12 protein-coding genes are annotated in these 12622 nt (G+C 62.7%); 6 read left to right on the forward strand and 6 right to left on the reverse strand.

Annotation, left to right across the window (positions count from 1 at the left end; translation table 11 throughout):
* Positions 1-480: 480 nt before the first annotated feature.
* Positions 481-1257, forward strand: a complete 777-nt coding sequence (locus ASG43_RS01805) for a sugar transferase (RefSeq protein ID WP_244487949.1) — start codon at positions 481-483, stop codon at positions 1255-1257.
* A gap of 181 nt (positions 1258-1438) precedes the next feature.
* Here ASG43_RS01805 and ASG43_RS01810 read toward each other — a convergent pair whose 3' ends face one another.
* Positions 1439-1705, reverse strand: coding sequence for a hypothetical protein (locus ASG43_RS01810; protein WP_156386338.1), 267 nt, complete (start codon positions 1703-1705; stop codon positions 1439-1441).
* Positions 1706-1932: 227 nt separating this feature from the next.
* On the opposite strand from ASG43_RS01810, the gene ASG43_RS01815 reads away from it, so the two are divergent.
* Both ASG43_RS01815 and ASG43_RS01820 read left to right on the forward strand, forming a co-directional pair.
* The gene (locus tag ASG43_RS01815) at positions 1933-2553 is read left to right on the forward strand and encodes a recombinase family protein (RefSeq protein WP_056499553.1); all 621 of its coding nucleotides are present in this window, start codon (positions 1933-1935) and stop codon (positions 2551-2553) included.
* 333 nt (positions 2554-2886) lie between these two features.
* A complete protein-coding gene (locus ASG43_RS01820; RefSeq protein WP_348271062.1) occupies positions 2887-3093 on the forward strand; it encodes a recombinase family protein in 207 nt (68 codons plus the stop codon).
* 183 nt (positions 3094-3276) lie between these two features.
* Here ASG43_RS01820 and ASG43_RS22460 read toward each other — a convergent pair whose 3' ends face one another.
* Positions 3277-3426: a hypothetical protein gene (locus ASG43_RS22460; protein ID WP_156386340.1), complete on the reverse strand. Its 150-nt coding sequence runs from the start codon at positions 3424-3426 to the stop codon at positions 3277-3279.
* A 276-nt stretch (positions 3427-3702) separates the two neighbouring features.
* Between ASG43_RS22460 and ASG43_RS01825 the strand changes: the two genes are divergently transcribed.
* The gene (locus ASG43_RS01825; RefSeq protein WP_244487970.1) at positions 3703-4113 is read left to right on the forward strand and encodes a MarR family transcriptional regulator; all 411 of its coding nucleotides are present in this window, start codon (positions 3703-3705) and stop codon (positions 4111-4113) included.
* A 17-nt stretch (positions 4114-4130) separates the two neighbouring features.
* Here ASG43_RS01825 and ASG43_RS01830 read toward each other — a convergent pair whose 3' ends face one another.
* Positions 4131-4331, reverse strand: coding sequence for a hypothetical protein (locus tag ASG43_RS01830; RefSeq protein WP_156386342.1), 201 nt, complete (start codon positions 4329-4331; stop codon positions 4131-4133).
* Between the two features lie 921 nt (positions 4332-5252).
* On the opposite strand from ASG43_RS01830, the gene pdeM reads away from it, so the two are divergent.
* Positions 5253-5966 carry a ligase-associated DNA damage response endonuclease PdeM gene (gene pdeM, locus ASG43_RS01840; protein ID WP_056500967.1) on the forward strand — a complete coding sequence of 238 codons (714 nt, stop codon included), beginning with the start codon at positions 5253-5255 and terminating at the stop codon, positions 5964-5966.
* A 26-nt stretch (positions 5967-5992) separates the two neighbouring features.
* Here the strand turns inward: pdeM and ASG43_RS01845 are convergent, their stop codons facing one another.
* From ASG43_RS01845 to ASG43_RS01855, 3 genes are all read right to left on the reverse strand, one after another.
* Complete coding sequence (locus ASG43_RS01845) at positions 5993-6844, reverse strand: TIGR02186 family protein (protein WP_056499565.1); 852 nt, start codon at positions 6842-6844, stop codon at positions 5993-5995.
* Positions 6841-7770: a sulfite exporter TauE/SafE family protein gene (locus ASG43_RS01850; RefSeq protein WP_056499566.1), complete on the reverse strand. Its 930-nt coding sequence runs from the start codon at positions 7768-7770 to the stop codon at positions 6841-6843. Before ASG43_RS01850 ends, ASG43_RS01845 begins: the two co-directional genes overlap by 4 nt.
* A gap of 232 nt (positions 7771-8002) precedes the next feature.
* A complete protein-coding gene (locus tag ASG43_RS01855; protein WP_156386343.1) occupies positions 8003-11743 on the reverse strand; it encodes a peptidoglycan-binding protein in 3741 nt (1246 codons plus the stop codon).
* Between the two features lie 295 nt (positions 11744-12038).
* Here ASG43_RS01855 and ASG43_RS01860 point away from each other — a divergent pair, with 295 nt between their 5' ends.
* Complete coding sequence (locus ASG43_RS01860) at positions 12039-12515, forward strand: MerR family DNA-binding transcriptional regulator (protein ID WP_056499570.1); 477 nt, start codon at positions 12039-12041, stop codon at positions 12513-12515.
* Positions 12516-12622 lie beyond the last annotated feature (107 nt).

Raw genomic sequence — 12622 nt, forward strand, 5'->3', positions numbered from 1 at the left:
GTAGGCTTGTGCCTTAGATCGATCACGCCTTGGCGCTGTTCACGTGGGATGTACGACATCAGCATGGGTTGAGCCTCGTTCCTGCATTAGGAATCCGGGCAGGAGCGGAGAGGTTCCAAATCGATGTTTCAATCAGAGCAAGAGCATCAGCGCGAATGCTACCTCAATCGCAATGAGGACCGGCGTCAGTGCATAAGCGATGACCGTTCCCGGTCCGACAGCACGAACGACCTCAAGCGTGTAAATCTGCTTTCGTATGGCAGTGCGGATCCATTCCATACCGGTTGAATGCATTGCAGCGTGAATGGTTAGCGATGCCGACAATTCGAATTAAGAACCACGACGTCGTTCGCCGCAGCTGACACAGACGTTAACAATGTGTGTATCGGATCGTGAGACTTAATCTGAACCTAATCGCGTGGGGAACCGTTGGTGCCGGGCTGGGACAGCAGCTACTGCACGGTACGGAACCAACACAACATGAATGATGATATGAAGACGGCTTGGCTGTCCAGGCTTTCTGAGCAGGCTCATGTGCCAAAGCATGAAGTCGCTCTCTCACGCCAGCAAAGTTCAACACAGGGCGCTAACTTCGTACCTGAGGACGCGTCCCTTGATATTAGATCAATCAAAGACGGCGTGAGTTCTCCAATCTTGGCAAAGTCATTATTCGACTTTACTGTATCTGTTCTGCTCTTGATGTTCATGAGTCCGCTCTATCTCGTCATTGCCTTAGCGGTAAAGCTGACTGATCGTGGGTCTATCTTTTACTCGCACAAGCGGATTGGGCTGGGTGGACACGAATTTGGCTGCCTGAAGTTCAGGACTATGGTCTCGAATGGGGACGAGGTGCTTGCAGCCCACCTAAGAAACGACTCCAAAGCAAGAGCAGAATGGCTGAAAAGTCGGAAGCTTCGATACGATCCACGTGTAACTCCAATCGGGCGTATGCTCCGTAAACTTAGCCTCGATGAGCTTCCGCAGTTGATCAATGTATTACGTGGAGAGATGAGCTTAGTTGGTCCCCGACCGGTTATGAGCGAAGAGTTGGCTTATTACGGCGTTAGGAAGCATCTCTATTTCCAGGTTCGTCCAGGCATTACCGGCCTCTGGCAAGTTAGCGGACGTAGCGATCTCTCCTACAAAGAGCGTGTTGAATACGACTGCGAGTATGTTGAGAACTGGAGCTTCAAACGCGATATCGCTTTGATCCTGCGTACCATTCCGGCTGTCTGTTCGGGGAAGGGCAGCTGCTAACGCAAGGCTGAATGACAAAGCCACGATGTCCTTTACCGTGCAGGTCATCGACCTCGCTTGTGCAGATTGACAATTTCGATGACCTCAGCCGAGGTCGGTCCTGTCTACGATATCGGGACCACCCCCCCATGGCAGTAGCGGGGGGCTCCATGGCTCTGAAATCAAGCGCTGTCAGGCTCATTCAAGATGCCGATCGTGCGGCTCCCCACGGAATAATCTCCGCATAAGTCTCGACCTTGATCGCTTCATCGTAGATTGCTGCCGGGCTGATAGCCGGTAGATCCATCATCGCAAGCGAGGGAGCGTCTACGTCGTTTGGCTTCTCAGCCGACCTAAGGCCGTCGATTAGCTCGCGAAGCTCCTCATTGCGCCGAGTTGAGGCCGTGAGGGACAGGCCTTTCGCTGTTCGTTCGATATCAGCGAAGAGGTCATCATCATCCATATTCAAGCCCGCGTTCCCATCACCTTAGTGAACACTTTGCCTTGATCCGACGTCACGGCAAATGCGGGTCGGTTTTAGGAGCGGCTCATGAACCCGGCATGAATCTCCTGACTGGTTCAGTTTGGGTATGGGCCAGCTACACCAGCGGATCAGGTTCGCAATCAACATATTGAACCATTCGAAATGAACTGCTAGATGGAAACCATCTTAAACAGACCGATAGCTGAGGCTCCATGTTCGTCCGCGCTTATCTCAGGGCATCTACTGACGAACAGGACGCGAACCGGGCTCGTACGGCTCTCCACGCCTTTGCAGAGGAGCGGGGCATACGGATCGCAGCGTACTATGTCGAAAACGAAAGCGGCGCTCGCCTCGATCGTCCCGAACTGTTCCGGCTTTTGGCCGATAGTCACCCTGGCGACGTGCTCCTGATCGAGCAGGTAGACCGTCTCTCGCGTCTCTCGGAAGCGGACTGGCGCGGGCTCAAGGCGGAATTGCTCGCTCGTCAGGTGCGGGTCGTGGCGCTCGATCTCCCGACGTCCTGGGTCATGACGGCTCCCACTGACGAGTTCACGGCTCGTATGTTCGATGCTCTCAACGCCATGATGCTCGATATGCTCGCCGCAATCGCCCGGAAGGATTACGAGGACCGGCGTCGTCGGACTGCCCAGGGACGCCAGAAGGCCGTGGCAGAGGGTCGTTACAAGGGCCGTCCCGAGGACACGAAACGTAATGCAGGTATTGCCGCGATGCTCAAGGCGGGATCGAGTTGGAGCCAGATCCAGGACGCGATTGGATGCTCACGAGCGACGGTGGCAAAGATCGCTAAACGGACCTCAGAGGTGACCGCCTAAGGCGTTGAAGATGAAGCCTACGACGCTAAATCTAAGCGTCGGCGCTTATCAGCGACGTCAATGGAGAGGTCATCACGCTTTGGGAGGGTGTGGTGGCCTCTTCCTTGCGTCTCATGCAAAAAGGCCCCAGCGATGGGAGAAACCAACGCCAGGGCCGATGAGAGACGGCAGGAGTTGGGAGCAACTGCCGTAGGGATAGCTGCGCAAATTGCCTTGTCATAAGCAAGACCCTTGGATGCCTAAACGAAAGGCATAATGCGGGCGTTGCTTTTAAATCACAGAGCAATCGTTTCCGGCTTTGAGGCTAAGGGCGTAGCGCTGCGGATCGAGGTTATGGGGATCGACACGTCGACCTCTACCGGCAAGCTCATGCTCAACGTCCTGGCCTCTGTGGCTCAGTTCGAACGGGAGATGATGCTGGAGAGACAGCGTGAGGGGATCGCTAAGGCGAAGGCTGAAGGGGCGTACAAAGGCCGTAAGCCAACCGCTCGTGCCAAGTCTGATCAGGTTCTGCGGACTCGTGCTGAGAACCCATCCTAAGCATGGCCAAGATCGCTGCCGAGGTGGGCATTGGTGTCGGGTCGGTTCACCGCATCCTTGCTGACGGCTGATGGTGAGACAATCCGATTTGTATCGATTTCCGACAGCGAACCAGATCAGGCAGACGTCCGTATTGAAGGGATGACCGAGACCAATACGCGAGCGGTCTCGGCACCATGATTGTCAGGCTACGTCGGCGAAAAGCATCGCCTCTTCTTCTTCCGCAGCACCCTCATAAAGTTCGATGAGGCTGTCACAGCCGGTCAGTTCCATTGCAGACACGGCATCGATTTCGCCAGCCGCATAAGCAGCAACGGCTTCAGTAAAGCTCACTAATGGCCCCCTATTCACAACCCTATGTGTGCAGAGAGCAATCTATCATTCTTCGAAGTGAATCGTAAGCGAGCATTTGGTTCCAACGACCGTACGTAATATTCGTAGATGGCGAAAGACAGGCCGTAAGACCACCCTTTCAACCTGAGCTAGCATATGGATATTGCGTCCCACATTCATTGCGCAGTTATCTGATTTATATGAGAGCCAGTCATGCCTGCAGATGAGACAGTGAGTCCTCCTGACGCAAGGACAGCGGAAGTTGGATTGGTCCCGGTGCTTATCTCAGTTTCCAAGAGCACACGCGCCCTGACCGGGATCAAGCTGAATCAGCTCGGCTTCTACAACGGACAGGACGAATTGATATTAGCGTTGGATGAGAAAGGGCCGATCAGCGTCTCGAAGTTAGCGGCTGACCTCAGTGTCCGTCCCTCTACCGTCTCCAAGATGCTCGATCGTGTCACGGCCGCAGGATACGTCGAGAGGACCCTCGATAAGCGCGATGCACGGCGCACCATAGTGAAGATCACGCCGGCTGGCCTGGACGCCCGAAGCCGTCTTCTTCTGATGCGAGAGAAGCTGGAAAAGGAGCTGATTTCGTCATTCCCAGGCGACGTTGAGGCCGCGATCCAGGCTTTGGAGGAGGTCGCGGGGACGCTTAGAACCCGGCTCTTGAGGCTGCGTTGAGCGGGACCGATAGGGTTTTAGCCGCCAACCCTCATCGGAAGGCCGAACTTACGACACTCAGCCATCACCACCCGCTTTAGCATCAGCTTGATCAAGTCACCCTCATCATGGAATGCCTGGGCGAGATCGCTGGCCACACGGTCAATTTGAACCACCGCGTCGGCTTCTCTAGCTGCATCGATTGCCGCTCTAACATCGGCTGGCAGTGGCGCTCCCATGACCATTGCTCCTGTTTCCAGCAGTATGATCCAAGCGTGTGATTCTGTCTCCACGGATGTCCTAAGTTACCCAACCGGCAGCACTTTTCGGCTCGCCGTATGTGTCGATCAAGCCGGCACCGTTCCGAAGACCGCAACCTGAGTAGGTTCGAAGTCCTCCCCTGCAACTAGCGACAGAACTTCGACGCAAGGCACATCATGGGAGTGCATACAGGCCGTCGCCATTGCCTCCTCTTTGATCCTGAACGTGGTGTCGTAGATGGCGAACGAGGTTCCAACAGAGTGATAGCTGCGTACGATAAAGTAAGTGAGGCTCATAGCGAAGGTCGACCTACCCAAGCGCTACCATGGCCCGTTCGCTGAATACGCTTATAATCGATAAATAAATTGGTATCTTCACGACATTCTAAGCGTAAACGATCACCAGACTGAACCTCTACTTCCCTGCCATCTACTAAGACCAACGCGCAAGGCTCATCAAGCCAAGTTACCCATCTCTGCAAGCCAATTCTCGCGCGCAAATGGATGGCCCCCGCTCATCTCGATAAGCTCAGACGAGATGATTGAAAGATCTGCAGACAGTTCACAATACGTAGTTTCACGCAGCGCGGTAGCGATCGACCAGCAGCCCTCCCCTCACATACGACTTCGTGAACGCATACCGAAATCTACCATCAAATAAGGCCGGGCCTAGCCAGTCTCACAACGGTCACAGGGTCTAGATGCTGTCCTACCATGTAGCTGAAAACATTGATCTTTGCGCCCCTCTTGTCGTAGAGATTTATAAGGGCAGGTTCTACACCACGAAGTGGACCTGACATGCGGCGGCCGGCCGCAAGCGGCACGGCCTCCCTTGCGGCGCCCGGCCCGATCCGATTCCATGGGAACGAAACGCGAATCACGATGAGACGGCCGTTCCCGATGAATGCACTTGCGCGCCGCATGCGCCACGCGGACTGCGACCCGATCGCGACCGATCTCGCGGGGGCCGAGATCGTCTGCGATCCGACCGGGGTGCTGTTCGCGCCGTCCCAGGACCTTCTCGTCGTCGCCGATCTCCATCTCGAAAAGGGCGCGGCCTTCGCGCGGCGTGGCATGATGTTGCCGCCCTACGATACCGTTGCGACGCTGCAGCTTCTCGGCGCCGCGATCGGTCGCTACGATCCCGCCCGCGTCCTGTGCCTTGGCGACAGCTTCCACGACCGCAACGGCGCGGCCTTCATGCCGGCGCCCTACCGCGAGGCGCTGACGGCCTTGATGACGGGCCGCGAATGGCTCTGGATCAAGGGCAATCACGATCCCGAGCCTCCCGCCTTCGTCGGCGGCGAAACGCTGGAGGAGGCCCGGATCGGGCCCTGGATCTTCCGGCACGAGCCGACGCCGGGTTTTTGCCACGGCGAGGTCGCGGGCCATCTCCATCCCGCCGCCCGCGTCTCGGCCGCGGGACGCTCGGTGCGCGGCGCCTGCTTCGCCACCGACGGCTCGCGCATGATCATGCCCTCGTTCGGTGTGACGACGGGCGGACTGAGCGTCCTCGACCGCGCCTTTCACGGCCTCTTCCGGTTGGAGGAAGCCCATGCGCTCGTGATCGGCACGACGCGCATGTTCCCGATCCGCTTCAGCGCTCTCAGCTGAAGCGGTCCCGCACCGGCGAGCCGCGATCAGTCCCGCCGGAACATCACCCGACCGAGCCAACCGGTGAAGATGGCGAGGGCGACGGCGAAGATGCCGTAGAGAAGGCCGTAGGTCTTGGCCAGGGCGAAGACGCGGTTCTCGAAGCCCGACTTCACGACCCAGAGCGTGCCCGAGCGCTCGGCCACGAAGGCGCCGGTCCGAAACAGGAAGGCCCGCGCCTGGTGCTTGCCGACCGGAAGATTGGCCGGGAGCGACAGTTCCGCGCGAAACAGTGTCGGACTGACGAATTCGACCGTGCCGAACGTCTCATTGTAGAGGCCGCGATCCCCGCGGATGCGGCGCAGCGCGGTGGCGTATTCGTCGCGGTTCGGACCCGGCGGCGACGTCGCGCCGAGCCCGATCCGGAGATTGTCGATGCCGATCGAGATCTTCTCGAGAATGGCCTGCGGGGCGATGTCGGTCAGCCGCTTCGTCGCCGCCAGCGCGTAGGAGACGGGCACGCTGTCGAACCGCTCCGAACCGCGGTTGATCCACAGGCCGAGCACGCGCTCCTTCTCGCGGACGACGACGGGCACCTTCGGACCTTCCAGAGCGACGATGATGTCGTATCCGCCTTGGCGCCGGATGCGGCCGTCCGCGTCGTCCAGCGCGCCGAACACCACGAGCCGCGTTCCGCTGAAGCTCGACGTGATCACGACCGTGTCGGTGGAAAGGCCGATCTCGAAGGATTCCGGCATGTCGATCGGCTCGTTCGCGACCGAAACGGCGGCGGCCGTGGGCGCGACGGTCGGCACGGCGGCCGATGGCGCCTCCTGCGTCGCGCCCGGACCCGACGCGACGAGGACGAAGGCGAGTGCCGCGGCCGCGACGCCCCTCACCGCACCGCCCCGCTCGGCAGGCTGATCGAATAGAGATCGGCGGGGAAGACGATGAGCTCGACGCCGAGCCGCAGGCAGACCGACAGGACCAGCAGCGCCAGCAGCGCGCGCAGCTGCTCGCCGCGCAGCTTGCGCCCCGCCTCCGCGCCGAACTGCGCGCCGACGACGCCGCCGATCATGAGAAGAAAGGCGAGGACGACGTCGACCGTCTGGTTGGTGGCCGCCTGCATGATCGTCGTCGCGGCGGCCGTGAAGATGATCTGGAAGAGCGAGGTGCCGACGACGACGCTCGTCGGCACGCGCAGGAGATAGATCATCGCCGGCACCATGATGAAGCCGCCGCCGACCCCCATCACGGCCGACAGGATGCCGATGAAGAAGCCGAGGCCGAGCACCGGAATGGCCGAGACGTAGAGCTTGGAGCGCTGGAAGCGCACCTTCAGCGGCAGGCGGTGGACCCAGTTGTGCTGCCCGTGCTTGCGCACCTCGCCCGATCCGCCGGCCCCGACGCGCCGCATCGCCTTGATGCTTTCCACCAGCATCAGTCCGCCGATCGTCCCGAGGAAAACGACGTAGAGAAGCGAAACGACGAGATCGAGCTGACCCAGTCGGCGCAGCCATGTGAAGATCAGGACGCCGACGAGCGAGCCGGCAGCGCCGCCCGCCAGCAACATGCCGCCGAGCTTCAGATCGATCGTTCCCCGCTTGTAATGGGCGAGCGCACCGGAGAAGGAGGCTGCGATCACCTGATTGCCGCCGGTCGCCACCGCGACGGCCGGCGGGATGTTGTAGAAGATGAGAAGCGGCGTGATGAGGAAGCCGCCGCCGACGCCGAACATGCCCGACAGGAAGCCGACCGCTGCGCCCATGCCGATGAGCACCAGCATGTTCACGGAGATCTCGGCGATCGGAAGATAAAGGTTCACCGGCCAACTCGGACTGGATCGGCAGCAGGCCCGACGAGGCTTGCGCCGAAGGCGATGGGGTCACGTCACGCCACCGTGCCGGAAATCGGTTTCGAATTCCGCACCGACCGGCAGAAACGGCGCAAATGACGGCGCCGGGAAGAACAACCTCTCCGTCATACGGCAAACGGGCCCGGATCGCGCCGATCCGAGCCCGTTTCTATGTCTCGTTTGCGACGTCGGCCCGTCCGGATCAGCCGTCCTTGCGCTCGAGAAGCGCACGGATGAGGGGTTCGTCGACCGAGCCGGTCGCCTTCAGGCCGGCCTGCTTCTGGAAGGCGGCGATCGCCGTCTTGGTCTTGTCGCCGAGGACGCCGTCCGGCGAACCCGCATCGTAGCCGAGCTTGCCGAGGATCGCCTGGATGTTGCGCACCGCGCGCTTCATGTCGACCGAGGCGGTCGTGTCCGTCTTGTCGGTCCAGCCGGCCGGCAGTTCGACCGTGTTGGCGGCCTCAGGCCGAGGCTTCGGCGACCAGGCCGTCACCTGCTCCTTGGCCTCTTTCAACTGCTCGGGGCTCAGCGACTTGGCGATCTCGTCGCGCTTGGCCTCGGCATCCTTGTCGCCGGTTTGGGCGACGACCGCGAACCATTTGTAGGAGCTGAGGAGATCCTGGTCGGTCCCGGAACCACGGGCGTAGAGGATTCCGAGATTGTACTGGCTGTCGCGCATGCCGAAATCGGCAGCCTTCTCGAACCAGCGCAACGCCGTATCGGGATCGGACACGCCTTCCACGCCGGTCGCGTAGAGGACGGCGAGGTTGTGCATGGCGCGCACGTTGCCCTGATCCGCGGCCAGCAGGTACCAGTCGCGCGCAGCCCCCGTGTCGCGCGTCACGCCATTGCCCTTCTCGAAGAGCGTGCCGAGGCTGTACTGGGCCGGGGCGAAGCCGCGCTTGGCGGCCTGGGCGAACCAGACGACGGCTTCGGCCGGCTTGGGCTCGGCACCCCGGCCTTCCATGAGGCGCAGGCCGATTTCGAACAGGGCCTTGGCGTCGCCGCCTTCCGCGGCGGAGACCAGAGCGGGCGCGCCGATGCCGGCGGGGGCGGCGGGGGCCGAGCCGAGCGCGGCGGCCGGCAGCTTGCCTTCGGCGCGCGCCAGAACGGCAGAGGGCTCCGTCGTCGGCGCGCCGCGACGCGCCGGCACGGCATCGCCGTCGACCGAACCGGTCGAGGCCACGGCCGCCGCGGAGGACGTCGCCGCTTCGGGCGCGGGGCCGGCGACCGGGTCCATCGGGACCATCGGCGCCGCCGCAGCTTCCGTCGAAGCCGCCGCCTCGTCGCCCGTGGCCGTCGCTTCGGCCTCGGGCGGGGAAACGGTGGCCGACGGCTGGGCGGAGGCGGTATCGGACGTCGTTTCGATCGCGGGCACGGGGATCGCGGTGCCTTCGATCGTCAGGGGCGGCGTGGTTTCGGCGACGTCCGTCGAACCCGCCTGGATCGCCTCCTTCAAGGGCAGGGCCGCCAGAGCGGCGATCACGGCGAGGACGGCGAGAAGGATCGGCTTGCGGCGACGCTGGACGAAGGCAGCGACGCGACCTTCGCCGGTCTTGCCGGTCTCGGTCGCCGCAGCCTTGGCTTCGGTCTCGACGGCGGCGGCGGCGGCGCGGGAGGCCCGGCGCGCGGCGGCGACGAGTTCGGCATCGCCGAGCGGCTCGCGCGGGCCGTTGCCCTTGCCGCGCTGCAGCTGCAGACGCTCCAGGAGGGCCCCGATATCGGGCGCGCCCGAGCCGGGCTCAAGCGGACGATTGACCTCCTTGCGGTCGATGATGTCGGCGGCGTCGAGCGACGGCGCGGAAACCGCCTCGCGGACCGAGGGCTTTTCCGCGACCGCCGACGCGCCGACGGTCAGGAAAGCCGGAGCCGCAGCGTCGGCGCGGCCCGAGGGCGCTCCAGCGGCGCGCATCGCAGCCGCGGGCGCTGCCGAGGCCATGGCCGCGGCCTGCGGCTGACGGGCGACCTCGGCCGCGGGCGCAGCCGAGCGCTTGCCGCCGACGTCCTGTTCGATCTGCTCCAGCCGATCGACGATCTTCATCAGCGTGCCGTGCAGGCTTTCGAAGACCTGTCCGGCACGTTCGTCGTTGGCGCGGGACAAGGTTTCGAGCGCCTTCAGATTCTCGGACAGCTGCGCGACGTGCTCGCTCTGGCGGCGATCGCCGGCGGCCTGCATGCGGCGGGCGGTGTCGTCGGCGATCTCGCGCGCGGTCGAGATCAGCGCATCGCGCTGATCGTCCAGCCGCTGCTCGATCGCCGCCAGACGGCGTTCGACCTCGGGATCGGATTCGGCGATCTGCAGGCGCTCGGGACGCTCGAGACTCTCGGCCAGGCGAGCGATCTGCGCTTCGAGAGCCTTCACGACGTCGGCGTCGATCTGGGGCGTCGCGGTTTCCTCGAGACGCGCGGTCAGTCCGGACAGGCGGGCCTCGATGGCGCCCATGTCGATCCGCGGGGTCTCGAGCTCGGCGAAGACGACCTCGAGCCGTTCGGCCAGCGCCGCCATCCGTTCGGCCATGCGGGCGGGCGCCGGATCGTTGGAGATGGTTTCGAGGCGCGAGGACAGTTCCGCGACGCGCTGCGCCAGCATTTCGGTGTCGCCGTCGGTGGACACGCGATCGATGCGGGCGGTCAACATGGCGATCCGCGCTTCGATGCGCTCGATCGGCGCCATGTCGATCGCCGGCTGCTGCATCGACGTCGCCACGATGGCGCGGGAGATTTCGTCGAGACGATCCTCGATCATGACGAACTGCTCGACATCCGGACCCGGAGCCTGCAGCGCGAGCATCTCGACGCCCTGGGCCAGCGTGCGCACCCGCTCGTCGAGCGCGGAGATGCCGAGGCTCCTGGGCAGCTGCGACAGCTGCTGCTCGATATCGCCCATGCGATCGGCGAGGTGCTGGATCGTCTTTTCCATGTCCCGCTGGTCGAGCCGCTCCTCGAGCGCGTCCCAACGCTTCTCGACCGCATCCATCGGCGTCTTGTCCGACAAGGCCTCGATCTGTCCCCGCACGGCTTCGAGCTCGGTTTGCAGCAGACGGGAAATCGTGATCTCGCTCGGCGCGGCCGGCGTCTGGACGTAGCGCTCCTCGAACTCGTCCCAGCGCTTCTCGACCGCCTTGACCTGATCTTCGCTGGCGAGCGAACGCAGCGACTCGCGCAGGCGCTGCAGCTCGTCCTTGATGTCGCGCTTGACCTCGATTTCGGCCTCGGCCTGGAGGCTCGTCTCGCGCGCCATGTCGGTGAAGAGGCTGCGCATCTCCTCCAGTTCGGCCCGCAGCGTGTTCAACGTCGCGCGGTCGGCGCCGTCCTCGGTGAGCTGGGCCAGTCCGCCGGCGACCCGCGCGAGCTCGGGACCGATCCGCTCCTCGCCCTCACGCGCCTCGATCATGGCCCGCAAGCCGTCGAAAGCGAGACGCATCTCCTCGAAGCGAGGATCGACCTTCGGACGCGAATCGCGCCGGATCTCCTCGCGAAGGCGCTGGAGTTCAGCCGCGACCTCGCTGATGGCGGCAAAGCCGCTGCCTTCGGCCTTCAGCGTCTCGGCATCGGAGGCGAAGGATTGTAGAAGGTGCTCCCGCAGGCGGGCGGGAACGGCGCTCGCCGGCGTTCGCGGGGCCATGTCGAGAGGTTCGCGCAGACGCCCTGCCGCCGACCGGTCGCCGTCGTTCGAAGCCTCGCGGTCCAGCATCTGCCGCCGCATGACGATTTCGGAGACCGCATCCGTCAGGGCGGCCCGTCGGGAGATGGGAGAGGGCTCCGATGGCGTTACGATCACCGACGGCGTCGCGACCGGGCCGACCGATTCCGCGCGCATGGCGGGAAGGCGCGACAGACGGTCCTCGAGGGCCTGCAATGTGCGGCTGAGGGTGGCCAGCGGTGAGCCGTCGCGGCTCCCGGATGCCGGCGACTCCTGTGACGGCGATCTCGACTGTAGCATCGTCAAACCTCTTCGACCCCTGCGAAGCGTCCACCCCTCCCGAACAACAAATCGGAAGAAGCAACTCTGACACGAACCGCTTGTCACCACGAGTGGCAGAGCCCGGTCGGCAGCGCGTCGACCCGGTATAGAAAGGCTGGCAGGAGCGAGGCTGGATTTGCGGGCGCATCTTAAAGAGGCGTAAAGGATTGTAAGGTGGACATGCGGCACGATATATCCCGCATGTGAAAGGGCATTGACATCAGGCACTTGTCTCTAGGTCAGCCCCGATGTAATTCCAAAGTTGAGCGCAAAGATGAACCAGCAAACCCCGCCTGAAGACATCGCGGAAGCAGACGTCCCGGTGGATATCGGCTTCCTTCTCGGCACCCAGGTCGATCCGGAAAGTGATAGGGATACCTTCCGAATCGGAGATCTTTCTCGAGAATTCGGCGTGACGCTGCGAACACTTCGCTTCTATGAAGATCGCGGCCTCCTGAGCCCCGAGCGCCGCGGAACCACTCGCCTTTACTCGCGGAGGGACCGGGCGCGCCTGCGCCTCGTGCTGCTGGCAAAGACGCTCGGCTTCTCGTTGACCGAGGCCAAGCAGATCATCGAGATCTACGATCAGCCGAATGGCCCCCGCCGCCAGATGGAGGTGGCCCTCGACCGATTCGAGGAACAGCATCAGGTGCTTCAGGAACAGCGTCGGGAGATCGACGCCTCGATTCGGGCGATGGAAGTTTCGATCGAATTCGTTCGCTCGAAGCTGGCGACGCCGCGCAAGGGCTGACGCGCGCCACCGCGCCCCGACGCCGTGCGGTCATCTGGACGCACGACGGACGCTTCAACGCCCTGCGTCCGCTCGGCGGACTTGCAGACTGACGCGTTTGATCCAAG

The sequence above is a fragment of the Aureimonas sp. Leaf454 genome, assembly GCF_001424685.1.
Taxonomy (GTDB): Bacteria; Pseudomonadota; Alphaproteobacteria; order Rhizobiales; family Rhizobiaceae; genus Plantimonas.

Coding starts and splice junctions, on each gene's coding strand:
- ASG43_RS01805 (WP_244487949.1), top strand. CDS start 481: ATGAATGATGATATGAAGACGGCTTGGCTGTCCAGGCTTTCTGAGCAG.
- ASG43_RS01815 (WP_056499553.1), top strand. CDS start 1,933: ATGTTCGTCCGCGCTTATCTCAGGGCATCTACTGACGAACAGGACGCG.
- ASG43_RS01820 (WP_348271062.1), top strand. CDS start 2,887: ATGGGGATCGACACGTCGACCTCTACCGGCAAGCTCATGCTCAACGTC.
- ASG43_RS01830 (WP_156386342.1), bottom strand. CDS start 4,331: ATGGGAGCGCCACTGCCAGCCGATGTTAGAGCGGCAATCGATGCAGCT.
- pdeM (WP_056500967.1), top strand. CDS start 5,253: ATGAATGCACTTGCGCGCCGCATGCGCCACGCGGACTGCGACCCGATC.
- ASG43_RS01855 (WP_156386343.1), bottom strand. CDS start 11,743: ATGCTACAGTCGAGATCGCCGTCACAGGAGTCGCCGGCATCCGGGAGC.
- ASG43_RS01860 (WP_056499570.1), top strand. CDS start 12,039: ATGAACCAGCAAACCCCGCCTGAAGACATCGCGGAAGCAGACGTCCCG.